Source organism: Streptomyces sp. NPDC044571 (assembly GCF_040647115.1).
Lineage (GTDB): Bacteria > Actinomycetota > Actinomycetes > Streptomycetales > Streptomycetaceae > Streptomyces.
Map to the genome: position 1 here is coordinate 17798 of NZ_JBEZBN010000018.1, position 26951 is coordinate 44748.

19 protein-coding genes and 2 pseudogenes are annotated in these 26951 nt (G+C 69.1%); 11 read left to right on the forward strand and 10 right to left on the reverse strand.

Annotation, left to right across the window (positions count from 1 at the left end; all coding sequences use genetic code 11):
- Nucleotides 1-33 precede the first annotated feature (33 nt).
- Nucleotides 34-2028, reverse strand: coding sequence for a carbamoyltransferase C-terminal domain-containing protein (locus AB0B01_RS12175; protein WP_361716303.1), 1995 nt, complete (start codon nt 2026-2028; stop codon nt 34-36).
- The gene (locus tag AB0B01_RS12180) at nt 2012-4003 is read right to left on the reverse strand and encodes a prolyl oligopeptidase family serine peptidase (RefSeq protein WP_361716306.1); all 1992 of its coding nucleotides are present in this window, start codon (nt 4001-4003) and stop codon (nt 2012-2014) included. The genes AB0B01_RS12175 and AB0B01_RS12180 overlap by 17 nt, the downstream gene beginning before the upstream one ends.
- 235 nt (nt 4004-4238) lie before the next feature.
- Between AB0B01_RS12180 and AB0B01_RS12185 the strand changes: the two genes are divergently transcribed.
- Nucleotides 4239-5510, forward strand: coding sequence for an MFS transporter (locus tag AB0B01_RS12185; protein ID WP_361716309.1), 1272 nt, complete (start codon nt 4239-4241; stop codon nt 5508-5510).
- 449 nt (nt 5511-5959) lie between these two features.
- Here AB0B01_RS12185 and AB0B01_RS12190 read toward each other — a convergent pair whose 3' ends face one another.
- On the reverse strand, nt 5960-6433 hold the full coding sequence (locus AB0B01_RS12190; RefSeq protein ID WP_361716312.1) for a hypothetical protein: 474 nt from the start codon (nt 6431-6433) through the stop codon (nt 5960-5962).
- A gap of 88 nt (nt 6434-6521) precedes the next feature.
- Between AB0B01_RS12190 and AB0B01_RS12195 the strand changes: the two genes are divergently transcribed.
- From AB0B01_RS12195 to AB0B01_RS12220, 6 genes and pseudogenes are all read left to right on the forward strand, one after another.
- Nucleotides 6522-7430: a hypothetical protein gene (locus tag AB0B01_RS12195; protein ID WP_361716315.1), complete on the forward strand. Its 909-nt coding sequence runs from the start codon at nt 6522-6524 to the stop codon at nt 7428-7430.
- The gene (locus AB0B01_RS12200) at nt 7427-9940 is read left to right on the forward strand and encodes a Helicase associated domain protein (protein WP_361716318.1); all 2514 of its coding nucleotides are present in this window, start codon (nt 7427-7429) and stop codon (nt 9938-9940) included. The genes AB0B01_RS12195 and AB0B01_RS12200 overlap by 4 nt, the downstream gene beginning before the upstream one ends.
- A 108-nt stretch (nt 9941-10048) precedes the next feature.
- A pseudogene (locus tag AB0B01_RS12205) lies at nt 10049-10333 on the forward strand (transposase); the annotation flags it as partial.
- 99 nt (nt 10334-10432) lie between these two features.
- Nucleotides 10433-10858, forward strand: coding sequence for a helix-turn-helix domain-containing protein (locus AB0B01_RS12210; protein ID WP_361716550.1), 426 nt, complete (start codon nt 10433-10435; stop codon nt 10856-10858).
- A 341-nt stretch (nt 10859-11199) separates the two neighbouring features.
- Complete coding sequence (locus AB0B01_RS12215; protein ID WP_361716321.1) at nt 11200-11652, forward strand: cupin domain-containing protein; 453 nt, start codon at nt 11200-11202, stop codon at nt 11650-11652.
- 109 nt (nt 11653-11761) lie between these two features.
- Nucleotides 11762-13213: an MFS transporter gene (locus tag AB0B01_RS12220; RefSeq protein WP_361716324.1), complete on the forward strand. Its 1452-nt coding sequence runs from the start codon at nt 11762-11764 to the stop codon at nt 13211-13213.
- Between the two features lie 359 nt (nt 13214-13572).
- Here AB0B01_RS12220 and AB0B01_RS12225 read toward each other — a convergent pair whose 3' ends face one another.
- Nucleotides 13573-13872 carry a hypothetical protein gene (locus AB0B01_RS12225; protein WP_361716327.1) on the reverse strand — a complete coding sequence of 100 codons (300 nt, stop codon included), beginning with the start codon at nt 13870-13872 and terminating at the stop codon, nt 13573-13575.
- Nucleotides 13873-14322: 450 nt separating this feature from the next.
- Here AB0B01_RS12225 and AB0B01_RS12230 point away from each other — a divergent pair, with 450 nt between their 5' ends.
- Nucleotides 14323-15132, forward strand: a complete 810-nt coding sequence (locus AB0B01_RS12230; RefSeq protein ID WP_361716553.1) for a S1 RNA-binding domain-containing protein — start codon at nt 14323-14325, stop codon at nt 15130-15132.
- A 296-nt stretch (nt 15133-15428) separates the two neighbouring features.
- On the opposite strand, the gene AB0B01_RS12235 is transcribed toward AB0B01_RS12230, so the two are convergent.
- Nucleotides 15429-17096, reverse strand: a complete 1668-nt coding sequence (locus AB0B01_RS12235) for a replication-relaxation family protein (RefSeq protein WP_361716330.1) — start codon at nt 17094-17096, stop codon at nt 15429-15431.
- 710 nt (nt 17097-17806) lie between these two features.
- Between AB0B01_RS12235 and AB0B01_RS12240 the strand changes: the two genes are divergently transcribed.
- Nucleotides 17807-18250 carry a hypothetical protein gene (locus AB0B01_RS12240; RefSeq protein WP_361716333.1) on the forward strand — a complete coding sequence of 148 codons (444 nt, stop codon included), beginning with the start codon at nt 17807-17809 and terminating at the stop codon, nt 18248-18250.
- 425 nt (nt 18251-18675) lie between these two features.
- On the opposite strand, the gene mobF is transcribed toward AB0B01_RS12240, so the two are convergent.
- From mobF to AB0B01_RS12260, 4 genes are all read right to left on the reverse strand, one after another.
- Nucleotides 18676-20643 (reverse strand): MobF family relaxase, encoded by a 1968-nt coding sequence (gene mobF / locus AB0B01_RS12245; protein WP_361716336.1) that lies wholly within the window; start codon nt 20641-20643, stop codon nt 18676-18678.
- Nucleotides 20644-21163: 520 nt separating this feature from the next.
- A complete protein-coding gene (locus AB0B01_RS12250; RefSeq protein WP_361716339.1) occupies nt 21164-22225 on the reverse strand; it encodes a ParB/RepB/Spo0J family partition protein in 1062 nt (353 codons plus the stop codon).
- Entirely contained in the window at nt 22222-23406 is a 1185-nt protein-coding gene (locus AB0B01_RS12255) for a ParA family protein (RefSeq protein ID WP_361716342.1), read from the reverse strand. The genes AB0B01_RS12250 and AB0B01_RS12255 overlap by 4 nt, the downstream gene beginning before the upstream one ends.
- A gap of 401 nt (nt 23407-23807) precedes the next feature.
- Nucleotides 23808-24035 carry a hypothetical protein gene (locus AB0B01_RS12260; RefSeq protein WP_361716345.1) on the reverse strand — a complete coding sequence of 76 codons (228 nt, stop codon included), beginning with the start codon at nt 24033-24035 and terminating at the stop codon, nt 23808-23810.
- A 498-nt stretch (nt 24036-24533) separates the two neighbouring features.
- Here AB0B01_RS12260 and AB0B01_RS12265 point away from each other — a divergent pair.
- Nucleotides 24534-25181 (forward strand): annotated as a pseudogene (locus tag AB0B01_RS12265) (IS5 family transposase).
- 97 nt (nt 25182-25278) lie between these two features.
- Here AB0B01_RS12265 and AB0B01_RS12270 read toward each other — a convergent pair.
- Nucleotides 25279-25794 carry a hypothetical protein gene (locus tag AB0B01_RS12270; RefSeq protein WP_361716347.1) on the reverse strand — a complete coding sequence of 172 codons (516 nt, stop codon included), beginning with the start codon at nt 25792-25794 and terminating at the stop codon, nt 25279-25281.
- Between the two features lie 141 nt (nt 25795-25935).
- Between AB0B01_RS12270 and AB0B01_RS12275 the strand changes: the two genes are divergently transcribed.
- On the forward strand, nt 25936-26859 hold the full coding sequence (locus AB0B01_RS12275; protein ID WP_361716350.1) for a hypothetical protein: 924 nt from the start codon (nt 25936-25938) through the stop codon (nt 26857-26859).
- Nucleotides 26860-26951: the final 92 nt, after the last annotated feature.

The window sequence follows — 26951 nt, forward strand, 5'->3', positions numbered from 1 at the left end:
CCAGGTGTCCCGGAGTCTCTCCGGGGATGGGTGTCAGTGTCGGAGAGCGGGGGCGTCGCCGAAGACCGTGCCCGGGCCGTGGTCGCGGCGGAACTGCTCGAGGTTTTGCTCGAAGGCCGGGTCCTTGGAGGCGATCCGCTCGGCGAGCAGCCGGACGCGGTTGGGGGTCCAGGTGCCGGGGTCTGCAAGAAGCTGCGGGGTGCCGGTGAGCAGCAGCAGGCCGGCTTCGGTGTGGCCGCGGTCGAGCCAGGACTGCCAGATTGCGTCGCGGTCGGCCTCCTGTCCGGCGAAGAACGCGGTGGCCCGGGGGTGCGGCCCGGCCGGCGGGACGGCGTCGGTGGTTCCGGGCTCGCGGAGCAGCACGCGACGGCCGGCCAGGTAGACGATCCGGATGCCCTTGCGGACGGCGAAGTTCAGCGACTGGGCGGCAGTGTCGGCGATCGGCTCCCCCTTGTCGTTGAGGGAGGTGTTGCACACGATCGGGACCCCGGTGGCGTCCCGGAACGCCTCGATCGCCCGGTACAGCAGCGGGTTGTCGGCGGCGGCCAGGGTCTGGTGGCGTGCGGTGCCGTCGAGGTGGAGGACGGCCGGTATGCGGTCTCGGGCCTCGGGGCGAACCCGGGCGGCCTCCAGCATGTAGGGGGAAGGGCGGTCCTGCTCGAACCAGTCGCCGGCGTGCTCGATGAGCACGATGGGGGCGACCGGGCGCCACCACTGGCGCTGCTTGTACTCGTTGAGGAGGTCCTTGACCTTCTCCGAGCGGGGGTCGCCGAGCAGGCTTCGGTGGCCGAGGGCGCGTGGTCCCATCTCGGCGGCGCCGTCCGCCCAGACCACCACCGAGTCGGTGAGGTCCTCGGCGAACCGTTCCGGGGTGAAGTCCTCGACGTCCTCGACGAACGGGGCGAACGCGGCCAGCGCCTCGTTGATCTCGTCGGTGCGCAGGTCATTGCCCTGGTAGGCGGTGGCGATCTTGAGTTCGGCGGTGTCGAGGGCGCCGCTTGTCCACAGCCCGAGCAGGCCCAGGCCCAGAGCCACGCCGGAGTCGTTGGCGCAGGGCGGGGTGAGCAGGCCGCGGAACCGGTACCGCTCCAGGGTCCGTGTGTTGGCCTGCACGTTGAGGGCGAAGCCGCCGCTGACGCAGAGGTAGCTGTCCTCGGGACGTACGCCTCCCAGCGCGGCGAGTTTGTCCACGGTGCGGGCCGTGATCAGCTCGCAGCACTCCTGGACCACCTTCATCACGGCGCTGTGCAGGTTCTCCTCGGCGGTGAACCTGGGGTCAGGGGTGGTGCCGGCCAGCTGCCGTTCCGCCTCCGCGAGCACCCGCCGGACCAGGCCGAACGCGGCGGTCCAGGGCTGGACATGCCCGCCGAAAAAGGTGAGGTCGCCAAGTTCGGCGGCCGCGTTGAGGTCGACTGTGGTGTCGCAGGCGGAGGCGAGTGCCATCAGGGTGCCCGGCTCCTTGCCCAGCACCCTGTCGGCGGCGTGGTAGAGAGGGGCAGGCGACTCGACCGAGGCGAAGGTGATCTCACCGCGGACCGATACGCATCCTGCGTAGTAGGCGGGCGGCAGCTCCCGCTCCAGGACCAGGTCGGGGGCGGCGTCCACAGCGAGCCCGATGATCACCGACTCCTTGAACAGCCGGGTGTCCAGCATCAGTCCGCTGAACAGGTGGCCCAGGCTGTGCAGCGGCAGCTTCTCGGCGCCCGCGGGCACCTTGAGCGGCTGGTAGCCGGGCAGGCCGGGAGTGCCCCAGCTGACGGTGACGTCGGCCAGGGTGAGACCCTCGCCGGCCAGCAGGTGGGCCAGGAAGGCCTCGGACCGCTCGGCGGTGTAGAGCGGCCAGGAGTGGTGCTTCTGGCCGCTGATCCGTTCCAGCTCCCAGTGCCGGACCAGTTCGACCCGGTCGGCGGTGCGCCGCCACAGCGAGATGTTGTGGTCGTGGCGCGGGGAGATGACGGCCCGTTCGCCGGGCGGGGTGAGATAGGTGGAGAGGATGTACTCGGCGGGCTGGTCAGCGTGCGGGGGCACAGTTGTCCTCCTCGGGCATCTGGCGGGACCACCAGTCGAGGATCGCCTCGTAGCGGGCGACCCGGTGGCTGGGTAGACCGGTGCGGGACATGTCGTGCCCCTCGCCGGGGAACAGCAGCAGTTCGACCGGTACCCCGCGCATCTTCAGCGCGACGAACATCCGCTGCGCCTGCTCCATGGGGGTGTGCCGGTCCTCCTCGGACTGGATGAACATCATCGGGATGTCGATCTGGTCGGCGTAGCTGATCGGGCTGAGCTCCGCCCATCGGGCGGTGTCGGCGCCGTACAGGGCGATGGAGTTGTTGACCCCGTCGTCGGCTGAGCCGAAGTGGCTGTCGATGGCGTAGCAGCCGCGCTCGCCAATCGCTGCCCGGAACCGCTTGCCGTGATGGGCGGCCAGCCAGGCCGACATGTAGCCACCGAACGAGCCGCCCTGGACGCCGACGCGGTTGGCGTCCAAGGCGCTGTCGCGCAACGCGTGGTCCAGCAGGGCCAGCAGGTCGGGGGCGGTCCGGCGGGCCAGGTCGTCGGCGGCCCAGCGGCCGTGCGCCTGCCCGTACCCGGAAGTGCCGCGCGGGTTGCCGAGGACCACCGCGTAGCCGGCGCGGGCGTAGACCTGCGCCTCCTCGAAGGAGGCGGGCCCATTGAGGGTGTAGCCCCACTGGGTATACGGGCCGCCCTTGATCTGGAGCAGCACTGGGTGCGGCCCGGGGCCCTCCGGACGGACCAGCCAGCCCTGGAGGGGGTATCCGTCCTCGGCGTGCGCGGTGAACTCCTCGACCGGCCGCAGCCGTGCGCGGGCCCGCAGTTCAGCGCCGAAGGGGGTCAGTTCGCGTTCGACGCCCTCGCGCAGCAGAGTGAGGTCGCCGGCGCTCTCGGCGGAGGACAGAACGGCGGCCACGGTGGTGGTGCCGTCCGGGGCCTCGGCAACCGCGAATCCGTTGACCTGGCGAAGACCGGTGACGACCGGGCGGGGTTCGCCACCGTCGTAGGGCACGAGGACCAGGTGGACCTCGCCGTGCCAGTCGTTGGGGAAGTACACCCCGTCATGGCCAGTCTGGATCATCAGGGAGGAGAAGCTCAGGTGGTAGGTCTCGGGGTCGGTGAGCCGGACCGGGTCGGCGGAGCCGTCGCTGAGGACCGACCACAGGCCGTAGCTGCTGGCACCGCGGGCGCGACCGTCCTCGGTGAGGGTCTCGGCGGCGAAGTAGACGTTCCTGCCGTCCGGGGAGAACTTCGGACAGCTCATCTCCAAGCCGCCCTGTGTAAGCGGGCGTTGGCCGCTACCATCCGGCGCGCATACCCACACGTCACGGCGCAGGTCGTCGGCGTGCCCGGGGTGGCGGCCGGAGACGAAGGTGAGCAGGGAGCCGTCCGGACTCCAGGCCACATCGTCGTGGTCGAAGGGACCTGAAGTGAGCTGGGCGGCGGCCGGGGCAGCAGCGAAGGCGCCCGTGGCGAACGGGGCGGTGACGAACACGTGCCGGGGCCGGTCGAAGGTGAACCCGAGGCCGTCCGCCATGAAGCGCAGCGCGGTGATCCGGCGCGGCCGCTCCTTGCCCGGCGGTACCCCGGGCAGATACCGGCCCGAGTCGGGCACCCGGGCCGTGAAGGCAAGCCGGGTGCCGTCCGGGCTCCACACCGGCTGACCGGCGCCAAGCGGCAGGTCCGTCACGGGGAACGGGTCGCCGCCGTCCATCGGAAGCAGGTGGATCTGGGCGGCACCACCTCCAGGCAGCGGACGCAGGAAGGCAAGCCAGCGTCCGTCCGGGGAGAATGCCGGGGCGCTGTCCGAGGGGCCCCGGGTGAGCCGGCGGGCTGGCGTGGACCCATCGGTCGCGGCTACCCACAGCTCGGTCGCGTTGGCATCGGCGGCCACGTCGGGCGCCATCACGCTGACGGCAGCCAGACGTCCGTCGCCAGACAGGGTGGGCCGTCCTAGAATTCGCAGCAGATCGATATCCGTAGGGAGCATGGACGGCAAATTAGGGGCGGAATCCGGATTTCCTCAACCGCGTTCAACTGAGCGTTCAACTGCGCCTTTGGCCTCCCGAGGTGTTCAACCGCTGTAATGCAACGGTTGAACAGGGAAGTTGAGCAGGCCGCGAGCGTCCGGCATCATCATGCGCTCCTGCCCGCCGACCGCAGATGGTGAGGTCTCCGCAATGACCCGAGCGAAAGGTCTCCCGAAGAGGCCGCTGAAGGGTCCGTTGGCGAACCCGGATTTCCGGCGGCTGTGGACCGCCGGATTCATCTCGGAGACCGGCGACTGGATCTTCATGATCGCGATGCCGGTGTTCGTCTATCAGCTCACCGGCTCGGTCACGGCTACCGCGACCAATTTCATCCTGGAGCTGCTGCCCGGTCTGCTGCTGTCGCCGGTGGCCGGGGTGCTCGCGGACCGCTGGGACCGGCGTCGGTTGATGATCGGCGTGAGCCTGCTCCAAGTGCTGGTGCTGCTGCCGCTGCTCGCCGTCGATGGGCCTGGCCAGCTGTACCTGGTCAACCTGGTCACCTGCGCACAGGCAGCACTGACCACCATCTTCCAGCCCGCCAAGTACGCGCTGCTGCCTTCGGTGGTCGCGCCGGAAGATGTTGCCGCCGCCAACGGTCTGGCCAGCCTCAACGGCAACCTGGCGCGGCTGCTGGGCGCGTCCTGCGGCGGGTTCGTGGTAGGGGGTATGGGGCTGCCAGGAGTCTTGGTCCTCGACGCGGCCTCCTTCCTGCTGGCGGTGGCGCTGCTGGCTCGTCCGTTCGGGGCTACGCAGACGGCTGTGGTGCGAGAGCCGGTGTGGCGGGCCTGGGTCGCCGGTCTAAAGGAGATCAGGAATCAGCGCGGGCTGCGGCTGATGGTGCTCCCGGTGGGACTGATCGGCCTTGCACAGGGTCTGTTCGCCGTGCTGTTCGTCGTATTCGTGACCGAACAGCTGGGCGGCGGCGAGGGCGAAACCGGTCTGCTGCGCGGGGTCCAGGCGATCGGAGGCATGGTGGGCGGGGCACTGATTGGCACGCTGGCCCGTCGCACCGATCCCGGCCGGCTGCTGGGCTGGGCGCTGCTGGTGTTCTCCGCCACGACCGCCCTGGCCTGGAACAGCGCGTACGTGACCACCGCCATCTGGTTCCAGGCGGCGCTGTTCGCGGTGCTGGGTGCCCCGGGGATCGGGGTATTCGCGGGCCGGATGGCCATCGTGCAACTGCACACCTCGGACGCCACACGTGGGCGGGTCCTGGCGAGTTTTCAGAGCGTGTTCGACGGGTTCACGGCCCTGGGCATGGCACTGGCTGGAGCCCTGGCCGGCATGCTCGGGCTCCCATTCGCGCTCGATGTCCAGGCCGCGCTGCTGGGCGTGGCGGGGCTGTTGGCGCTGTGGCACTTCCGGCCCGGGACTCGGACGGCGGAGCCGGACACCGGTACCGCAACGGACACTGGGGCGGCGAGCACCGCGAGGGCACCGGAACGGGCACCGTCGCCCACTCCCTGAGTGACGTCGTGCGGTGGGTGACCCCATGGGTGGTCGGCTCTGACCGGCCTATGCCCCCTGACGGCTTCAACGAGGACTTGTGGGCTGCGAACCCGGATCTCGTATCGGAGCGGGAGCGCGGGCACACTCGCCGCATGCTGGAGGCCCGCTGGCCGCTGCCTCGTCCGGAGAGACTCTGCTACACCTGCCCTCACACCCGCTGGATCGTTGCGTACCAGCGGGTCGGCTGGCTGGTCCCGCGTAGTGCCGACCACGTTGAGCAGCTGGCACCAGCAGGGCCTTCCCGGGCGGAGCTGGAGCGTCGCCTGCGGAGGGCCGAGTCCCGGGCGGAACACCTCCGAACGCAGCTGGCTCAGCGGGAGGAGCAGCTGGACTGAACCGGTCAGGAGCCCAGGTCGCTCATGTCGGAGAGCAGAGCCATGTGACAGAACGGCGCTTGAGTGGGCTTGCTAGGCCGCCTGGCTGGTGAACCGGCCGAAGACGTCGTCGAAGCAGTGTGCGCGGCGGGTGTGGATGAGCCGGTAGGAACCGGTTCCAGGCTGCGCGTGGTCGGTGTAGTGGAGGACTTCGACGGGGGTGAGGACCTTGAGGTCGCCGAAGACGTAGTAGAGCGGTGTGGGGGCGTGGGCGGCGGTGAATTGCAGGCCGGCTGTGAGGGCGGCGTTGCTGAGGGCGTAGCGGTTAGTGGTGGAAGAGGGCATCCGGTCCTTGGCGTCGATCGTGACGAGCTGGCCAGCGCGAGCGGCGATCAGGTCAGGGAACCAGCGCAGGGCTGAGGTGGTGCGAACAAGCGCCTGCTGGATTGCGGGTGCGTAGGTGCCCTGCCCGCAGTTCTGGACCGTCCATCCACGTGCCCGCAGGGCGTCGGCAACTGTCTGCTCATGCCCTTCTCCGATCGCTTTGCGGTCCTGCCAGTGCGTCACGACGGCTCCCCCTCCAGCGAGTTCAGCATGCGTGTGATACGAACAGGCTGCTTTTCGTATGCCCTCTCCTATGGTTAGGATGCCGTACATGGCGGCATACGTTGACCCACGCTTTCGTCCCACGCTCTGGCCCGGGACTCCGGTCCCCGCACCGCAGTTGAGCCCGCTGCCCGACGCGAGGACCGAGGGTGAGTGGATCGTCTGGAGCCCGCGGCTGCGCTCGCCCGGCGACGGTACGGTGTCGCTGCCGGAGGACTTCTACCTGCGCGAACTGATGGAACTGGACCCCACAGACCTGGGCGCGGTCGCCGCGCTGATGCGCTCCTATGGACATCTGGGCGGTGACGTCCCGTCCCTGAGCCTGGACGTCGAGGAGCACGAGCACTACACCGCACTGGCGGACGGACTCCACCCTGAGCGAGGCCCTTTCGCCCTCCACGGCGAGCTGGCGGCCCTCTTCTTGAGCGACGCCCAGGACGCGATCGCCACCTGGCTGGCACTGCGGCGCGAGGGCGGGCTGGACGCACTCGTTGAGGCCGAGGCCACCGAGGAGGAACTCGCCCGATGGCAGACCGCCAACAGCGACCGGAAAGAACCGTGGCCACGCGACCTGGACCACATGCGCGAGGAGCTGCTGAAGCTGAAGATCAGCGACCTGGCCAGCACGCTCAACTCGGCGCTGGAGCGCTTCAGCATCGGCATCGGCGGACTCGAGGACCGCTACCCCACCCTCTTGTCCGTGGCGTTCCTCCAGCTGTACAACCACCTCGCCGAGGACGCCACCATCCGCGAGTGCGCCAACGAGAACTGCCGCCGTGCCTACGTACGCCAACGCGGCCGCGCCGAATACGGACAGAACCGCACCAGCGGAACCAAGTACTGCACCCGCGAATGCGCCCGCGCCCAGGCCCAGCGCGAACACCGCCGGCGCCGCAAAGCCGCCAGCACGCAGGAACCGGCACGCTCCCTGCGAGGAATCGAAGGAAGCGGAGCATGAAGGCGTACCTGTACCCACACCAGCGGGAGGCCGTCGACGCCGTTGTGCGAGCGCTCGCCATGCCCGCCACGGGCACGATCCCGGAACAGGGACTGCGCACCCAGGTGATCATGGCGACCGGATCCGGGAAGACGAGGGTCGCGGTCCGCAGCGCGGAGGAGCTCCACGCGGGCCGTGTGCTGGTGCTCGTGCCCTCGCTGGACCTGCTCGCCCAGACCGAGGCCGCGTGGCGCGAGGGCGGCCGCCGGGGCCCGATGATCGGGGTGTCCTCGCTGCGGGGCGAGGAGGTGTCCTTCCCCAACACCACGGACGTGGACGATCTGGTGGAGTGGACGCGGGGCCTGGAGAAGGTCACCGTGTACGCCACGTACGCGAGCCTCGGACTGGGCACGCTGGAGCGGGCGCACGCCCGGGGCTTGGCGGCTTGGGACCTCATTGTCGTGGACGAGGCGCACCGGACGTCGGGCCGGATCGGGAAGCCGTGGGCGGTCATCCACGACAACACCCGCATCCCCTCGCTGCGCCGGCTGTACATGACGGCCACGCCCCGGATGTGGCAGCTCGGGGACGAGGACGAGGCCGGCGCACCGGGCGAGCTGGTCGCGAGCATGGATGACGACCCGGACGGCCCGTTCGGCAGTCGGTGCTTCACTTTGTCGCTTTCGGAGGCCATCGACCGGGGAATCTGTGCCCCCTACCAGGTCGTATGCGTGGACGTCACCGACACCCAGCTCCAGGCCGCGCAGCTCCTGGGCGCGGAGGGTCGCTCGGCCGAGGTCCGCGGGGCGCGGCTCGCCGCTCTGCAGACCGCGCTGGTGAAGGCGTCGGCGGAGGAGGGCTTCCGCAGGACGCTGGTCTTCCACCACGTGGTGAAGGAGGCCGAAGCGTTCGCGGCCGGCCTCCCCGACGTCGCCGCGCAGCTGCACGCCAGCGACCGCGAGCTGTACCCGGCCACGATCTGGGCGGACTGGCTGTGCGGTGAGCACAAGCCGCTCCACCGGCGCCGCGTCCTCGCCGAGTTCGCCGAGGGGATCGCCACGGACGGCACGGTGGTGGAGAAGGGCTACCTGGGCTCGGTGAAGGTCCTCGGGGAAGGCGTCGACACGAAGAACTGCGACTCCGTGTACTGGGCGGATGTGCGGGGCTCCATGCCCGACCTCGTCCAGGCCGTGGGCCGGGCCCTGCGCATGCAGCCGGGCGAGGGCAAGGTCGCCTCGCTCGTGGTGCCGATCCTGCTGGGGCCGGGCGAGACGGCCGACAACATGCTCACCAGCCGGGCTTACGGCGGCCTCGCCAAGCTCCTCGAAGCACTCCGGGCCCACGACGCACGGATCGTGGAAACCCTCGCCGAGCAGCAGGCCCCGAGCCGCTACAAGCCCATCAGCAAGGACGGCAGCGGCCAGAGTGGCAACGGGACGGGCAGCGGCTCCGGGGGCGTCAGCGGGCCCGCCAAGGCGCTGCTGAAGTTCTCTACGCCCCGCGACCCGGCCGCGCTCGCCGCGTTCATCAACCTGCGCGTCCTCAACCCGGAACACGAGCACTGGCGGCGCGGCGTGGAAGCCGCCGTCATCTACGCCCGCGCCCACGGCGACCTGCGCGTCCCGTTCACCTTCCGCGTCCCGCCCGCCGAGGACGCCGAGAAGGCGGGATGGCCGGCCTCGCTCGCGAACTTCCCACTCGGGCAGTGGACCGCCGACGCCCGCCGCTTCTACGCCCGCGGCGACATGGACGAGCAGCGCGTCGCGCAACTGGAGAAGCTCGGGATGGTCTGGTCCCACTTCGACGTCGCCTGGGCGGAGGGGCTGTCGGCCGCGCGCGGGTGGGCGGCCGAGCACGGGCATCTCCTGGCGCCGCTGGACGCCGCCTTCCAGGGCGCTCCGGTGGGGATCTGGCTGAAGAACGCCCGGGTCGCTGCGCGGAAGGCGCAGGAGATCGAGCAGCGACGTGCCGAGGGGCTGCCGGTGGAATCGTCGGCCGGGGCGATGACGCGGGAGCGACGCGAGCAGCTGGAGGAGATCGACCCGTCCTGGTGCCCGGCGTGGCCGGTGACCTGGCAGCGCTGCTTCCACCTCGTCCGACTGCACCTGGACGGCGGTGAAGCGCTGCCGACCACGGCGGGGGAGGTCGTGCGCCAGGGCGAGGACCTCGGCCGGTGGGTCACCTCGGTCCGGCACGGCTGGGACCAGCTCACCGCGGTGCAGCAGTGGATGTGCGAACAAGTCCTGGGCATCGAGCCCGCCGGCGAGGACGAGAAGCCGAAGCCGCGCACCAGCCAGGCGGACAAGTGGGCGATGCACCTCGCCGCCGCTGAGCAGTTCTTCGCGCGCGAGGGCCACCTGACGGTGCCACGCAAGCACGTCGAGACCATCACCCTCGGCGGCGACGGCCAGGCGCAGCGGGACGTCCCGCTGAAGCTCGGTACGTGGGTCGACAACCAGCGCCGCCGGGCCGCCACGCTCACGCCGGAGCGGGTGGAGCAGCTGTCCAAAGTCGGGATGAGGTGGGGGTAGCCACCACCGGGTGGCAGGGCGGCCACGTTGCGAAGCGTAGGTCGCAATTCCTGCAGGTGGGGCCGTCCAGCAAGCGCTGTCCGGCCCCGCTCGTACGTTGCCAGCTGCCGTCCGGACCAGGTGCTGGCGGACAAGGCCTACAGTTCTCGCGGACTCCGCCGCTATCTATGCAAACGCGGCATCGCGCACACGATCCCGGAGAAGAGCGACCAGCAACGACACCGCAGGAAGCGTGGCCGGCAGGGCGGCCGGCCACCGCGGTTCGAACGCGACACCTACCGCCGTCGCAACACTGTGGAGCGATGCTTCAACACGCTGAAGCACTTCCGCGGCATCGCGACCCGCTACGACAAGACAGCTGTCTCGTTCGAAGCCGCGATCAAGCTCGCCTCATTCCTGATCTGGGCACTGCATGCCTGGGAGCGATGCGTGAATGCAGGGATAGCGGTTTCCTTGAAGGTAGTACCACGATTCTTGAAAGGGCTGCTATTCATGACCGCGGAGCGTACTTCTCCTGGGCTGCAGGACGCCGAGAGCCTCGGCGAGGCGGTGACCGCATGTCCGGTCACTCCGATCACCGACATCGTCTTCAGCCGTTGGACCACACCGATCCTGTGGACGCTGCGCCATCACGGCACTCAACGCTTCAACGGGCTGCAGCGCCTCATTCCGGGGATCACGCCGAAGGTGCTCACCAGCAGGCTGCGGCAGCTGGAACGCGACGGCCTGGTCGTCCGCAGCTACCACCCGGACATCCCGCCTCGGGTGGAGTACACCCTCAGCGACCTCGGAAGGAGTCTCACTCCGATTTTCCAGACCCTGCTCGCCTGGGGCGAGGCTCACCTGACCGCAGTGGAGGCCGCCAGGCATGCCTACGACACCGCGCGCGCCGAGGAAGAGGCCTGGGCGGAAGGCTGAGTGTGTCAACCGGGCGTGGAATGAGGCACTTTCCTCCAGGAAACCACTATCCAGACGGCAGTAGCGTTGTAGTCACCGGCTTCGCGAACGAGCCGTATCTTTCGGGTCGACGTCAGTGGGAAGCCGGCAGCAGCCAGCTGCCATGGGGCGACTGACTACCGAGTGGCACACCGGCTCGGGACGCCGCCAGGCAGCGCGTTCGCCGGCAACACAACAACGGCGCATACCGGGTGTGTCCTGATCGAGGTCACCGACCGCACCCCCGTTGCTGACGGGCAGCGGCGCTTGCCGCTCTCGCCGTCAGGACGACAACGAAGAGGCACCACGAAAGGGGCCTAGGAATGTCCATCAACCTCGTCACCCCCACCGACGGCGAAGTACTCGACATGAGGATCAGTCGCACTCGAATCCTGGAAGACGGCTCTCGCACCAATGGACGCCTGGGCGTCGCGGAGATCTGGCTTGCCGCGGGTTTCGCCGGCCCCCCGCAGCACGTGCACCGCCAGCACGAGGAAACGTTCTTCGTTCTGTCGGGCACGATCGATTTCACCTCCGGCACCGACACCACCCGAGTCCATCCCGGCAGCCTCGTGACCGCGCCCATCGGCGTGCCCCACACCTTCGCCAACCCCGACAAGGACCAGGACGCCAGCTTCCTGTTCACGTCCACCCCTGATCTTTACATCGGCTACTTCCGGGACCTCGCCAAACTCGCCTCGCGCACCGGCGGCCTGAACCCGGACGACATGCTCGAGATCATGAGCCGCTATGCCACCGAGCCATACCGTCCCTGACCGGTGCCTTACACGTCGCGGATCGCGCCCGGGCGCTTGATCAGGCGCGGCGCAGGGCAGCCGAGGGCGCCGGGCACGGGTAGAGACCCACGTCAACGGGAGCAGATCCGTGGAAAGCACTCCGGGCGGTTCGGGCGACCGCCCCGCCGATCCAACGGCGACGAACGCGTCCGCCGTGCCCGAACCTCCGCGGGCCTTGATTCCGGCGCTGATCTTCATCGCACTCGTGGTCGCCGCGATCGGCAGCCTCGGCGCCCCGCTGGTCCCCAGCGTGGCCGCCGCCGAGGGCGTGTCGCTCGCCGCCGCACAATGGACCCTGACCATCACCCTGCTCGTGGGAGCAGTTGCCACCCCGCTCCTCGGACGGCTGGGCGACGGGCCACGCCGCCGGGAAGTGGTACTGGCCACCCTCGCTACCGCGACGGCCGGCGGACTCCTCACCGCTCTGCCCCTGGGATTCACCCCGCTGCTGCTCGGACGCGCCCTGCAAGGCGTCGGCCTCGGGCTGCCCCCTCTGATGATCGCCGTCGCACGCGACACCTTCGACGGCCCCCGCCGGCGCTCGATCGTCAGCCTGCTGTCAGTGACCACCGTCGCCGGCGTCGGCATCGGCTATCCCGTCGCGGGAGCCATCACCCAATACGCCGGACTCCGCTCCGCGTACGCCACCGGCGCCGGAGTCACCGCGCTGGCCCTGCTGGCCGCCGTGCTCCTGGTGCCGCCCAGCCCGCCACGGCCCAAACACCGCCTGGACGCCCTGGGCGCAGTCCTCCTCGGTGCCTGCCTGTCCGGCCTGCTCTTCGCCATCAGCGAAGCCGCCGGAACCACGATCTCCCCCGCAACGCTGCTGGGCATCGTGATCGCATCTCTGTTCATCGCCCTGCTGTGGGTCCGCCACGAACTGCGCACCCCGCACCCGCTCGTCGACCTGCGCCTGCTCCGCAACCGCTCCGTCCTGGCAGCCGACCTCACCGTCTTGCTGGGCGGCGCCAGCATCTACCTGCTGACCGCCCTCATCATCCGCCTCGTCCAGACACCCACCGCCGCCGGCTACGGATTCGGCTCCACCGTCATCGTCGCCGGGTCCATGCTCGTCCCCATGTCCGCTCTGAGCTTCGCCGCCAGCCGCGCCACCCCCGCCCTCACCAGACACATCACATCCGCCGCCTGCCTGCCCCTTGGCTGCACGCTCCTCCTCACCGCCTCATTGATCTTCGCCATCACACGCACCCACCTGTGGGAGCTCTACACAGTCATGGCCATCAGCGGCCTCGGCATCGGCACCATCTTCGCCGCCATCCCCGGACTCATCATCCGCGCAGTGCCCGCCACCGAGACCGGCAGCGCCCTCGGCTTCAACCAGGTACTGCGCACCATCGGCTTCTCCATCGGCAGCGCCCTCAGCGCACTCATCCTCCAAGCCAAGACCCCCACCGGACAGGCCCTGCCCACAGCAGACGGATACACAACCGCAGCCCTCGTCGGAGCAGGCCTGGTGCTAGCCACCATCACCCTGACCGCCGCCCTACGCCCCCGGCACAGCGCAGCCTCGGTCTCCTGACCCACTCCTGACGTCGAGGCCGCCGGACCGGGAGCACCCAGCCAACAGGCAGGGCCCTTCGGACACACCGCCCACGTCCGGATAGGTTGCCCACGTCAGTGGGACCGCCGACCGCAAAACGCCGCATTGAAGACGGACCCCTAGCGGGTACTCCTACGGCTCTGGCTCAAGCTGCGATCGCGGAACCCCAGCAACCCCCGCTATGGCGTACGGGGCTCCTCTGGCTGGACCACCGTGTCCGGCCGACTCCGGTGTCGTTGTCCGTGGGCGTGCACGATCCGTCCCCCGCGGAGCGCGCTGAGGGGCCCCAGCTCCCCCCGGCCAGGGGCCCCTCACTCCCATTCAAGCGGGGCAGGACGTCAGGCGCAGACGAGCCGGTCGGCCACGAGCCACTCGACGCCTACCCCGCGCCGGATTTGCCGGGCGATGCCGTAGACCTGGTCGGCGTGCCGCTGGCGCTGCATGAAGTACCGCAGGGCGCGGCTGACCCCGTCGCGGAGCTCCGCGTCCGTCATCGTCTCCGGCCGCTCCTGCAGTTCGTTCAGGAGCCGCCTGGCGCGGGCTCCGCGGTCCAGCGCCGCATCGGCGAGCGGCCCTTCGGCGAAGCCGTTCCTCTCTGTCCGGGCGCGTGCCGTCTCCCAGGATGGAGACGCGGTCACGGGACCGGGCGAGCGGGAACGTAGGGCACGGACTTCGTTAGCGTCTCGGCCTCACCGCCGGCCGGGCAGTGAGCTGCTCCTCTTCCCCACGGCTACTGCGTGGGAAAGAGGTGTCGTTTCACGAAGGGGGCTTGCCCACAGCCACTGACCTGCATAAATGGAAGATCACGAACTTCGGGGGGTCCCACCTCCGGTCACACCTGCGGTCCCCCGCTGAAAGCAACCGTGCAGACAACCCTCCAGCCGCCCTCCGGTGCAACCCTCCCCGCGACCGGCGCGGCATGCGGAAGGCGCAGTGTGCCTCGCAGCGATAGTTGTCACTTGGCAGAGGTAGCTGTCACCGAGTTGAGCCGTGACGCGCTATTTGGAACCTGGCCATGAAAGCTGGAATCAGTGCTGCGGGCGCCGACTAGGCTCACCTCCATGTCCGAGCCAGCCCCTGACCCTCGCATGCAGTCCTTGATCAACCAGCTCTGGCCGGGGGTCGTGAGAACGGTGAAGGTCACCGGGTTCGACGGAGCGGACATCCTGGTGCAGCTAGTGGGTGCCGAAGGGGCGGAGGCCGAGACCGGTCGGATTCCTCAGCATGAGGCATCGATGCGTCGGATCGAGCATCCGTCTGAGCTGTTTGAGGTCGGCCAGGAGATCGATGCTGAAGAGATCGGGCGTTGGCGCGAAGGCCAGCTTCAACTCTCCGCCAGGGCGTGCGAGATTCCGGCCTTGCGGTCTTTCCTCCTCTCGCTCGAAGAAGGGCAGGTCGTCGCGGGGACGGTCTCCGGGGTGCACAACTTCGGGGTCTTCGTTCACGTCGACGGCGAACCGGACGGTCTGTGCACCGGCTTCATCCGGGTGCCGGATCTGACGTGGGGCTGGATCGAACATCCCTCCGAGGCAGTCGAAGCCGGCCAGCGGATCACCGCCGAAGTGATCATTGCCGAGACCCGCTCCGGCCAGGTCACGCTCTCCTTGAAAGCTCTGCAGGAAGATCCACTCATTCTGTTCGCGGATCAGGTCGGCCGGGTCCTCACCAGGCCGATCACCAAGATCCTCCCCTTCGGCGTATTCGTGCAGCTCGCTCCCGACGTGGTGGGGTTTCTTCACCTCTCTGAGCTGACTGACGAGCCCGTCGAAACCCCGGATCAGCTCGTCAATGAGGGCGAGCTGATCACAGTGAGGGTCGAGGAGGTCGACCTACAGTGTCACCGTGTGCGGCTGGCCGCCGCTGGCGGAGCGGGCGGAACCTATCGCCGAAGCTGGTGACAACGCGATTGAGACCAGGGCAGAAGTGACAACTACCGCGCGCATCTGGTGACAACCACCGCTGCCAACACGTCGCACAGAACCACGTCGCGGCGTACTACCGGTGACAACTATCGCTGCGAGGCACACGCAGCGCGGGACAGGCCGGCTCCCACCGCGGCCGCGGCGCGGGGAGTCGCCTTGGCCAGACTCATCTCAGCGCGCTGCGGCAGCCGTGGGCAAGCCTCATTCGGAGGGTGGCTTGCCCAGCGGTCACGTGGCTTGCCCATTCGGCCACCAGGAGGCTTGCCCGGCGGTCAGGAGGCTTGCCCGGGGCGGAAGCGGGTGAGCCATCCGCCGGCCTTCTGCTCAGGCAGGGCCTGTTCCTGTTCCTGGTCCCGTTCTTGCCCCTGCCGCTGCTGCTCCTGCGAGGGCCAGTCCGACCAGGCTTGGCGTATGCCGGCCTCGTCCCGCTCATCGCAGTCCTCACACAAGGACGGGTTGGCCTCTTGGGGAAGAACACCCCAGCCGCCGCGCTCGACCGCCTTCCACCGTTCGTCGGTGAACTGGGCACCGCACTCGGTACAGACAGGGCGGCGATAACGCTGGAAGTCGTACGGATCTACCCCCCGGCTCACCGACTCATGGTGCTCCTGCTTGGCCGCCGCTTGGCCTTCGTCGACGACGGCCCATTGCTTGCAGCCGTCGCACAAGCGCGGGTGGCTGTCCTTGGGGACTCCCCAGTCCGTCGCGCTGGCCGCCTCCCAGCGTTCATCGGTGAACCTCGCCCCGCAGTCGGCGCAGACGGGCCGACGGGCCTCACGCTCGGCGGCCTTCTTCGTCGCCTGCTCCGAGGCCACCCGCCGCAGCTTTGCCTGGTACTCCTCCTGGGCACGCCTGGTCTCGTCCCGGGCCCGGGCTTCGGCTGCCTCACGCCGGGGATTGCCGACCGCTGCCCACAGGGGCTCCATGTGGTCGCGGCCGAAGCGGAGGAACACCGGGCCGTGCGGTCCGTGCTCCCGCAGCTTGGTCAGGCCGGTCGCGATGATCGGGACCTTCCCGTCGTAGTCGTGGAATCCGCCCCTCTGCCGCTCGCCCTCCCACAGATGCCGGGTGAGCTCGATCAGCCGCGCGATGGTCCGGTTGGGATTGCGGTCGCCGACATGGTTGAACACCAGCAGCACGGGCGGGTGCACCGCATCGCCCGACCAGGTGTCCGGAGCAGTCCAGCGGGTGCGCCACATCGGGCGCTCCTTGCCGTCGGTGTCCTTCACCTTCCGCCGGAAGAACCGGGCGTACTTCTCCAGCTTGAGGGCGAGCTCCTCGGCGGTCTCGTGGCAGTTGTCGACCTCGATGAACAGCAGCGGCATCTTGTCCTGCGGGGCGGTGAGGACGATGTCGGCTTGGGCGCCGCCCTTGCCGGGTGCGTTCCAGGTGCCGGTGGCGGGCAGCGGAACCTCGGTCCAGTACGAGGCGATCGTGCCGACCCCGGGGGGTGCGTCGACGGCGGCCTGGGCCGCTGCCCGCACCTCGGGCGGGTCCTCGGCGAGCTTGGCGAGGTCCGGCTTCGGACGCAGCATGGCGATCACGGTCTCGTTGACGGCCATCGGGTGGGAGCCGCCGCTGGAGCCTGCGCCGCGGGCGGTTGAGCCCATCTCCGTTACCGGACGCCGCAGCTCGTGGGAGGCGGCCTCCAGGCCCTTGAGGGTCAAGTTCCGCAGCCTCTCGCCCGCCGTGGTGGAGCCGCCGGTCTCGGACAGGCCGTGCTTGCGCATGTCGGAGAGCGCGCCGGTGTGCGCGGCGGTACGGGCGGCCTTCTGCTCGGACGGGCTGCCCTTGTCCATGTGCCGGTAGGTCAGGTGCGGAGCGCCGATCCGCTGGATCTGATCAGCCGTCGCGACTTTCAGCGCTCCGAGCACGCGCAGCACATCTCCGCGCAAGTTGTTCGTGGATCCCGCCGGGTTGGTCTTCCGCTTACCCGCCATCAGCTGTGCTCCCTCGTTGCTCGCGACCGGCCGCCGACCAGCCGCTGCCGGCCGCGCCACGCCTGGGAGGGCGTCAGGGCCCCCCGGAACCCGATGCTCTCCTCCAATACGGACATCAGTAGGAGAGAAGAGGGTTGTGACGCTGCGGTTTTCGCGCCGATTCGCACGCTGACCAGCACGTTTCCCGTCCTGCCGGGGGTCGGGCACCCAAGGGGGTTCCGAAGGACGGACCGAAGTGCCCCCTCAAGGAACTCCCTTCGGCTTGCCCAGCCGGCGCTGGGGTTGTCCGCGCCCAGCTCGGCGCGCGGCCGGGCTGGCCGCCGTGGGCTGCCTCCCGGACGGGAGTGGATTGTCGCCATCGTCGTATCCCCTTCGCTTCCTTCACCGCCCCGCACCGGGGCCGTGGAAGGAGAGCGTGCAGAACGCCCCCTTGACCGCTGTCTGACGGCCGCCGTCAGCGGGCCGTGTCCAGGGGAAATACCGTGCCCGCCGACCCGGACAAGGGGTCCACCGCCCCGTCGACCGCCCGGAACAGCACCCGGACAAGGGGGCCCGGTATGACCCTTGACCATCCGTTATGACCCTTGACTAGATACTTCGCCCGTTACGGAGGATGGAGAGAGCACCGTCCCGCATCCACAGGCCCGCGGCTCCACCCTGCTGGAGAAGTCGCCGTGACCCACGCGGTGGCCGTACGACAGGAGACTCCGATGCCCGAGAACATGCCGACGAACTGCGCGCAGCTGACCCCGGCGCAGGTACAGCTCGCGTTCGACTACGTGCTGGCGGTCGACGCTGGCGACGTCGATGCCGTGGACCGGCTCGCGGTCGAGATCCTCGCCCACACCGGCCTGCTGGTCGCCATCGCAGAGGAGCTCGTCTTCCCGGTGACCGCGCTGCCCCACGACATCGACGACATCAACGCCGACTCCTTCGTCCTGGACGAGCTCGGCGTCATCTTCCTCATGGCGATCCGCGCGTGGGCCCACCACTGCCCCGCCAGCGCGGCACCGGCCATCGCCCGCTGCATCGTGCACTTCGTCGCCCAGGTCTTCAACACCGAACCGAAGGACGTCGCCCGCGCCCTGGAGGTGATACGCGACGGGCGCCTGGAGCTGGCCCGCACGGTGCACACGGCCGGGGCGCACCGGTAGCCGCGCACCGGCCACACCGGTACGCACCCACTCAGTGGCTCCACTCAGTGGCGACCACTCAGTGGTCGCCACCCGACCCAGTACACGATGCTCGCCGTGGATCGCCGACGGGTGGAAGTGGCGCACATCGGGTGGCCTCGGTGCGGTGTTCCGGGTGTGCCCGGTGCAGCGCGCTTCTCCTTGACCTGAGCCAAAGTCAAGGAGAAACGCGGCGGGCGCGCACCGGGTGGATGCGCGGCATCGCCCCCGTCGATGTCGCGCACTCCCACACGATGTCGTCCACTCCACCGAGTGGGCTCCACTCGGTGGAGTGGATGCTCAGCATGGTGTCGTCCCACTCCCTGCCGGTGGACTCCACTCAGTGGAGTGGACGCCGGACACCGTCGGTGCGCACCCCGGCATCGAGTGCGCGCCATCGGGTGCACTCAGTGGCCGGCCTCCCGGCCGCGGTGCGGTCCCGGTTTCTGCGGGCGGTGCGCCTGCTGGTCGTCCTGGCGCACCGGGCGCACTGCGTCGGCATCGTCCTGTTCGGCGTAGCGGTCCGTGCGGGCGCGGGAGTCGTCGGCCGCCTTGGTGAACGCGTCCCGGAGGTGGCGCAGCCGCTCGGCAGTGAGATCGAGGGCTTCCACGTCCGTGCGGGATTCCCTCAAGGCCCGCAGCGCCGTCAGGTCGATCGCCTCCCGGCGTCCGGCCTCCGGCTCCTGGTCGTCGTGCTCGGGGTCGGCGGCCGCGGGCGCGAGCAGCTGCTCTGGCATCGCCGCCTGCTGGTGCGCGATGACGTCGTACGCCCGGCCCCGCACGGCGGCGGTGGTGGTGCGCAGCTTCTCCCGCACCACCGCACCGGCGAGGACGGCCCGCTCGTACTGCAGCGGGACGCGGGGTATCTCCCACTCCCCCGCGTCCTGGCCCGGCGGCCGGAGCGCAGCCGGCTCGCCGGGATCGGCCGGGGGATGCCGGTCCGGGCCGGGCGCGGAAGTGGGCGGGCGGCGCCGGGCGGGGAGGTCGGCCAGGTCCCACCGGGCGGTGTAGAGGCGGTAGTCCGCCAACAGGCCGATCGTGGTCTTCGGCTCGCTGATGTCCAGGCAGTGGGCGGAGATGGCGGCGGCCACGATCCGGTCGTCCAGGCCGGGTTCGCGGCGGCGGCCGCGCAAGACCAGGGCGAGGTGGCGGCGGGCTTCGGCAAGCAGGTGCCGGCGGTGGAAGCGCCCGCCCTCGTTCATCACGAACACCGTCGCGGCGACGTCGACGGCCGCCAGGGCGACGTCGACCACGGCGGCGACCCGGGCACGGATCGCCGCAGCCGCGGCACGGGCGTACTCAAGGAGGGAGGTGATGACGCCGACGGCCACCCCAGAGGTGAGGATCGCGCTCGCCTTCCACCACGCGCGCAGCTGCCCGAGCGGCCGCGCCGTCTGCTTCGGCGGGCGCGTCTTGCGGGCGGCCATCTGGTTCAGCTTGGCGCGGGCCCGCTCGGAGACCACGGGCAGGAACTTCAGCTCGCCGTCGTCGTCGACGGCGGTGACGTACTCGTGCTCCAGCTCGGCCAGGCAGGCGGCGATCTGGTCGCTGCGCCGGGAGGTCCAGCGGATCAGCTCGTGCGGCACCCCAGCAATCTCCATCACAGGCCGGCGCCCCGGGGTGACGGTGCGCGGCTTGGTCGCCAGCCCCAGCGCCTCGCAGACCTCAGCGGCCACGAGCTCGTTGTAGAGCGCTGAGGCGGCCACGGTGTTCTCGTGCAGGGCCAGGGTGTGGATCGAGCCCCACTTCCCGTCCAGGCGCTGCCCCTTCACCGACAGCAGCAGATGGTCGTGCAGCAACGGTCGGCCCGATCGCGCCTCGTAATGGCGGAAGCGGGCGGCGACCAGGCCGCCGGGCGGCCGTACCCGGTAGATGCCGTCCTTGCCGTACCGGATCGCCGCAACCTCGTCCTCGATCCACTCCAGCACCCGCTCGATCGCCCGCTCGTGCGCGGCCTCGATCACCCGCCGGGTCTCCTCATCCCCCAGTGCCCACAAGAGGTAGATCGTCGGCTGCGGCCGGAACACGAAGTCGACGCCCGTGACCATCACCCGGCGGCCGAGGGCGCCGGCCTTGAACGCCTTCTTCGGAGAGTCGCCCTTGGCGAGCAGGTCGGCCTCGATCCAGTCCGCGTACGGGTGCCGGCCCCGCTCGCCGAACAGGTTCCGCAGCTGCGCCTCGGTCACCTCCTCACCCGGCGCGAGTCCGAGCGCGGCCAGGCCGCGGCCCATCCATCTCCCGGCCGGGACCCCGGCTTGCTCCTGGGCGTCGAGAAGCGGCGTGCGGGCCGGGCGGCGGCCGTCGCCGACAACGGTCTCGCGCAGGTAGTAGCGGTACATCTGACCGGCCCGGATGACCCTGATATCCACTGTCATGCAGACCACGCCACACGGCTCTGACCTGCAAGGAAAGGCCGATCAGCGGGACGTCCCGCCAGGCGGGATCAGCGGCCGAACATTCTTCTCAGTTGCCCGCCGGGCGGGAAGCGACCCGGGCCGGAAGCGAATGTCATCGCTCTCCGGCTCCGGCACCCCTGAGCACCATCCAGCGAGCACCGCCTTCTCCTTGCCGCCGTACGGCTGCGCAGGACCGTACCGGCGATGCGGGGCAGGAGCAGCATCGACCGGATCCCGGTTCGGAGCCGGACCGCCCGAGCAAGCCCGGCTGGCGCAAGCGGGCAGAACGCGCGGCCCGGTTTACGTTGAAGGAGACGCTCCGCGGCATCAGTTCCGGCCTCGGCGGCGGCGTCGTCACCGTCGCGATCCTCTGGTGGCAGTCCCGCCGCTGAACGTCTGCTCCATAGCGGGGCCACTGACGGAACTGCAACAAGGCCGGGGTGCTAACGGCGTTAGCACCCCGGCCTCGTACAGATGCGGCCCCGGCCTTAGCCAAACGTCAGTGGACGGCGGCCATAAGGCGCTCGAGGAGTACCGAACGCTGCTCTTCGGTCATCTTCTCGAAGATCAGGTCGGCTACGGCGTTGCCGTCGTGCCATGGGACGCGGGGCAGGTTGCGGATGTCTACGAGGTGTGGTTCGAAGTCGCTGTTTGGGGCCGCTTCCACGAGCTGCTGCGAGTCGCTGATAGCGGCAGGCTGGTGTGGCGGCTCCGGGTCGCTGACCGTAACGGGCTGCTGTGGCAGCGCCTGGTTCTTGTCGGCAGTGGTGGCTGGCGAAGGACTGGGGGTGCTAACGGCGTTAGCAGCCTGCGTGGGGCCGCGCCGCTTCTTGGCTTGCCGCTTGGCCATGGCTTCATCTGCAGCGCTCTGCTGCTGTTGTGCTGGCAGCTGCCCGACGTTGCGGGCGATCTCCACCGGCAGGCTGCGGTCTTCGACCTGCTGCTGGAGTTCGGGGGTGAGCTTGAGAAGGGCAATGCGCTGTGTCACCCACGGACTGGACTTCCCTAGGGCCCGAGCGACAGCGCGCTGGGATCCGTGGACGTGGACGAGCCGTTCGAGCGCTTTGGCTTCTTCCAGGGGTTCGAGGTTCTCGTGCTGGATCGCGGCGGTGAGGGCGGTTTCGAGAAGAGTGTCGGCGTCTTGCGCGAGGGAGTCGTCCAGATGGATGGGGAGGTCGTCGAGGCCGGCGAGCTTGGCGGCTGCGAGTCGCCGGTTGCCGTCGACGACTACGTATGCCGCGTCACCGATCTGGTCTTCGTGGCTGGGGTGGGCGGCGAGGAAGGCTTGGCGAGTGACGATGGCGAGCGGCTGGATGACCCCTCGGGCGGTGAGGCTGTCTGCGAGTTCGTCGACGGCCTTGAGTTCCTCGCGAGGGTTGTAGGGGTTGTGGGCGAGTGCGCTCAGGGCTACGCGGAGGGTTCCCGTGTGGCTGGACGAGGCGGGCACCGTCGAAGGGGTGTCCTGGCCGGAGAAGCGCGCGAAGGATGCGGCGCGGCTGCTCATCGGCTGGGCGACCGCGTTGAAGGTGGGGGAGTCCCCGAGCATGTCTGCCTTACTCATGCGGCTTTCACTCCTCGGGCGATCTTCCTCATCTGGTGGGACTGCTCGCAGTCCGGCGCGTAGTCCAGGAGGGGGCGCTGCTTGCGGACGGCTTCGCGCTGTTCCTTGACGTCGGGCACGACAGCGAGGACCGGTGGAGTGCCGAGGGACTTCCATTTGTCGAGGGAGGAGGTGGCGATGTAGCCGCGGCGGCTGTCGAACTTGTTGACGACGAGGCCGAGCTGGTTGATGACGATGTCGAAGTCCCGGGAGAGGGAGTCGATCTGCTGGATGAGCATGCCGTATGCCTGGGCGGAGGTGTCTTCGGCCTCCACGGGGATGACGAGTCCGGAGGAGCCGGGCTTCTCGTCGTGGCGCTGGCGCCCGTAGGTGAGTGCGGCGTCCATGGCGAGGCCGAGGCTGGGGGGTGAGTCCACGACGATGACGTCGAAGTGCTCTTCGAGGGGGGCTAGTGCGCGCTCTAGTGCGGCGTGGCGGGGCCCGCGGAAGACGGTGAGCCCTGAGTCGAGGAGGAACGCGTCGAATGCTGCGGGGAGGATCCGCAGACGGCCGTCGAAGCGGTCACCGCTTATGGGGATGGTCAGGTCGAGCAGCGACTGCTTGGCCTGCTCGCGGTGCAGCATGTGCGTGATGAGACTCTCCTCGCCCGCCGGGATGGCGGTGAGGCCGAGCTGGTGGGTGAGATGGCCCTGCGGGTCGTAGTCGACTAGCAGAACGCGAAGGCCGCTGTTGGCCGCGTCAGCGGCGGCGCCGATGGAGGTCGGATCTTCCGCGAGAGCCTGGGCAAGGCCGGCGGAGACTGCCGTCTTACCGACTCCGCCCTTCTGGTTGCAGACGATGATCCGACGGGTGGTTCCCCGGCTGGCTGCCGGGTTATCGGCCAGCCAGAGGACAACAGACTGGGCGAGGCCCTGGATGTAGGAAACGCCGCGCCCGCGGCAGTCCGCCTTGAAGTCCTCATAGAGGCCTTCGGGAAGGTAGGTGCCGAACGAATCGGCGCCGGCGGTGTTGACGGTGGGGAGTTCGTCCGTGCAATCCCGCCACGCCTGGATGCCGTTGGCCACGGCGTCCTGCATGTCGGTCTGGAGCTGCGCCGCACGGACCTTGAGTGCTTGCTGGAGGTGAGCGGGCAGCTTGGAGACGAGCTTCTCCCGCTCACCCCCCGAGGTGGGAGATGCCATGGACGGCAGCATACTGCCGCGAAGTGAGGAGGAGGCCACACGGAAGAGGCGTTTTGCCTAGTTTCAACGTTAGTTCTTGCAGGGGTGCTAACGGCGTTAGCACCCTGACCGCCTCAGACTCCCTTGAGGCGACCCGTCAACCGTGGAGGTGTCCCGTGACCGCTCTCATCCAACCGAGGCGTTTACTCACCGAACCCAGTCGTTCGGCCTTCCGTCTAGTGAACCTAGCGTGCGGGCAATCGCACTAGGGGGGTCCTGGGTGGTCCTACAGGCTGTCAGGACTGTTGAACAGTCCTGACAGCCTCGGCTCGTGCGGGTCAAGCGCCGTCTACTGCGGCTCCGTCAAATGCGGGACCGGGTTGCGCCCGGCCTCCTCGACGGGGACCGCAGGCGTCTTCCTCTCAGTGGCCCGGCGGGGCGTTCCCGGGCATCGACGGGGTACCGGCCGGGCTCTGATGCGTCGTCGGTACCTGCACATCATCGGCGGTGAGCTCCGGCCCGAGGACCACGTACAGCAGCCCTATAACCGCGACGCCTACCAGGATGGCGGCGCCCTTCTTCTCGTCGTGGTAGGCGACCCAGGTTGCAAATCCCCCCAGGGCCAGCACGACAATGACGGCAAGGGTCATCGGGACCTCCCAAGTCCAGACCCCGGGCCCGCTCGCCGCGAACGGCCAGAACTCGGCGAGTGGGCCCTCCCCCACCACGGAATGTGGCTTGCTCTGCACTGTAAGCACACGCCAACAGGAACACATTCGACGGCCCCCCTGGTCAGGGGGCGGGTAGAGCACAACAGCAACACCCGCCACAGGGATGGCAACATCCGCCGCTCCGCGCCCTTTTTGCCCGTGCGTCTCATTGAGATGACGTCCAGCCAGCGGGTCCGCGTGCCCTCCATGGCGCTTTCGTCCTGGATTCCTCGAAGACGTGCCGGTCATGCGGAGCGGCGGATGTCCCGGAGAGGTCCACGAGGCCGGGCCGTTCACCGTTCCGGGCGGGGGCTGGTGGCCGGCCCAGGGCCGAGGGCCGTGTGCGGCGGCCCGGAGGGCCGGCCCTGCCTAAGAACTTCTAACGAAATGATCTTCGAGGTGGTTGGATCACCCCGGGAGCGTTGATCGGAGTGTGGGGTGGCTCGGCCGAAGCCGTGGGAAATCGATGACGAGTTGTGGGCGGTGATCGAGCCGCTGCTGCCGAAGGTGGAGCGTCGGATCCGGCATCCGGGGCGGAAGCGGCATCCGGACCGGCTGGTGTTCCAGGGCATCTTGTTTGTGCTGCATACCGGGATGGCCTGGGCATCTGCCGCAGGAGCTGGGCTTCGGTTCGGGCATGACGTGCTGGCGGCGGCTGGCTGAGTGGACTGAGGCTGGCGTGTGGCCCCGGCTCCACGAAGTGCCCTTGGCCAAGCTCCGCAGCGCGGACGCCCTGCACTTCTCCTGTGCGGCGGTCGACGACTCCCACAGCCGGGCGTTAAAAGGAGCTCCATGACGGGACGAAGCCCCGTCGACCGGGGCAGGACGGGCAGCAAGCACCACCTGATCACCGACGCCACCGGCATACCGCTCGCCGTCACCCTGACCGGCGGCAACCGCAACGACGTCACCCAACTCATCCCACTGCTCCAGGCAGTGCCGCCCGTCCGGGGCAAGAGAGGCCGACCCCGGCGCCGCCCCAACGTCGTACTCGGTGACCGCGGCTACGACCACGACAAGTACCGCCGCCTCGTCCGAGACCTCAGAGCGTCCGAGACCTCGGCCGTAAAACCAACCAAGAGCTGACCGCTCCAGAAACGCAAAAAGCGGCCCCCGCCGCCCGGATCGAGGTCCGGACAGCGGGGGCCGCTTCGTGTGCTCAGGAGCGCAGTTCGTTGCCGGGTCAGCGGGTGGCCTGGGTGAGCGCGGTCTTGTGACTGTCGCGGTGTGCGCTCTGCGCCGGTTCGGCGAGGACCCGCAGGTTGCGCGGATCATCGACCGGGCCGCAGGCGCTGCACACCACGGCGTAGTGGCGGCGCCCGGTGCAGCCGGAGTCGGGGTCGCGGGGCTTGCCGGAGGGCCGGACCGCGTGGGTGCACTCGGTTCCGTCGGGGTGGAGCGGGGCGATCTTCACGCTGATGCGGGCCATGGGCTTCGTCTCCTGTTCGAGTTCCGGGAAGGGCAGTTGGTGGAGCGCGGCCGCGGGGGCTCGGCTCCGGGTGGGGCGCGGCGGGGTGGGCGGCTCGGTGCGGGTGAGCGCGGTCTCGGGGAGGAGTCCGAGTTGACCGGCGGCGGCCGCGCGGGCGGCGAGGGTGATCGAGCGGGTGATCCGGTGGTGTCCGTGGTCGATGCGCAGGTGGCAGAGCTGGCAGGCGGCGAGGAGGTTCTCGACTGCGGCCTGGTTCTCCTGCCCGAACACGGTCCGGACTGCGAGAACGGCTGCCGTTGAGACCTCGACCTGCTCGGCGCTGGGGCAGAAGCGGACATGTCGCCGGTGGCACTACTGAGCGCCACCGAAATTCCGACAATGGGTTTGCTCCAGCCGCCTAGTGTCCTGGCCATGGACTCTGAACGACTCAAGCTCTCTTCGCGCAAATGGATGATCGCGGCCTTCGCCGCGCTCGCCGAAGGCCCGTCGTCTCATGACCTGGCGGTCCACCACGCCGGAATCGCTGCCGAGCATCTCCTCAAGTCATACCTGGCCAGCCTGCACCCGGCTCTCGTAGTGGAGGGCAAGGATTTCAACTCCTTGCTGCACGCGACGGGTCACGGGGCACACGCTTCGGTTCCCGCGGAGCAGGTCAAGACCATCGGCTTGGCCGAAGCCCATGCCCGAGCGCAGAAGATCTTGCGGAAGAAGATGCCGGTCGATCAGCGGGCGCTTGGACCGCTAGCCAATGCTCGTAACGGCGTCGCACACAGTGGCATGTACGACCGGTCAGAGGTCAATGCCGTCTTCACCACGTGTCTCCGGCTGATCGACCCCTTGCTCGTCGAGCTCAAGATCGACACTTCCTACTGGGGCCGTTACGAGTCCCTGCACGACCGGCTTCTCGAAGAGAACGTGGAAGCTGTCCGTGTCCGGCTGGAGAGCAAACTTGCTCGGGCCAAGGATGTCTTCTCTGAACGTTACGGCCACTTGCCCCAGAAGGAACGCGAGCTCGTCCTCGGCACGATTGCACGAGTCTCTCCTCCCGGCTACATCGAACACGACGAGCCCGCCACCTGCCCGGCATGCGACTCGCAGGGCTGGCTTAGTGGTGACACGCACGTGGACGAGGATGAGTGGGCGGTCATGTTCACCCCGTTCGTCTTCACCTGCCCAGCCTGCGACCTGTGTGTCGAGCACGAGGAACTTGAAGAGCTGGGGGGGCTTGCGGAGGAGGTCAAGCTGGATGAGCCACCAACCGACTTCTACGCGGACTGGGAGCCAAGTGAAGTCCGTGGATCTTCATGGGATGGAGGACCATTCCACAACTTCTGATAGCCGGACTCACCAACATCTCGCATGTCTTCGGGGGTGTGGTTGAGGTGGGCGGTGGTGAGGCCGACCACGGAGCCGGTGTCGGGGTGAAT

Coding starts and splice junctions, on each gene's coding strand:
- AB0B01_RS12260 (WP_361716345.1), bottom strand. CDS start 24,035: ATGACCCTTGCCGTCATTGTCGTGCTGGCCCTGGGGGGATTTGCAACC.
- AB0B01_RS12210 (WP_361716550.1), top strand. CDS start 10,433: ATGACCGCGGAGCGTACTTCTCCTGGGCTGCAGGACGCCGAGAGCCTC.
- AB0B01_RS12255 (WP_361716342.1), bottom strand. CDS start 23,406: ATGGCATCTCCCACCTCGGGGGGTGAGCGGGAGAAGCTCGTCTCCAAG.
- AB0B01_RS12230 (WP_361716553.1), top strand. CDS start 14,323: ATGCAGTCCTTGATCAACCAGCTCTGGCCGGGGGTCGTGAGAACGGTG.
- AB0B01_RS12195 (WP_361716315.1), top strand. CDS start 6,522: ATGGCGGCATACGTTGACCCACGCTTTCGTCCCACGCTCTGGCCCGGG.
- AB0B01_RS12200 (WP_361716318.1), top strand. CDS start 7,427: ATGAAGGCGTACCTGTACCCACACCAGCGGGAGGCCGTCGACGCCGTT.
- mobF (WP_361716336.1), bottom strand. CDS start 20,643: ATGACAGTGGATATCAGGGTCATCCGGGCCGGTCAGATGTACCGCTAC.
- AB0B01_RS12275 (WP_361716350.1), top strand. CDS start 25,936: ATGGACTCTGAACGACTCAAGCTCTCTTCGCGCAAATGGATGATCGCG.
- AB0B01_RS12240 (WP_361716333.1), top strand. CDS start 17,807: ATGCCCGAGAACATGCCGACGAACTGCGCGCAGCTGACCCCGGCGCAG.
- AB0B01_RS12250 (WP_361716339.1), bottom strand. CDS start 22,225: ATGAGTAAGGCAGACATGCTCGGGGACTCCCCCACCTTCAACGCGGTC.
- AB0B01_RS12235 (WP_361716330.1), bottom strand. CDS start 17,096: ATGGCGGGTAAGCGGAAGACCAACCCGGCGGGATCCACGAACAACTTG.
- AB0B01_RS12180 (WP_361716306.1), bottom strand. CDS start 4,003: ATGCTCCCTACGGATATCGATCTGCTGCGAATTCTAGGACGGCCCACC.
- AB0B01_RS12215 (WP_361716321.1), top strand. CDS start 11,200: ATGTCCATCAACCTCGTCACCCCCACCGACGGCGAAGTACTCGACATG.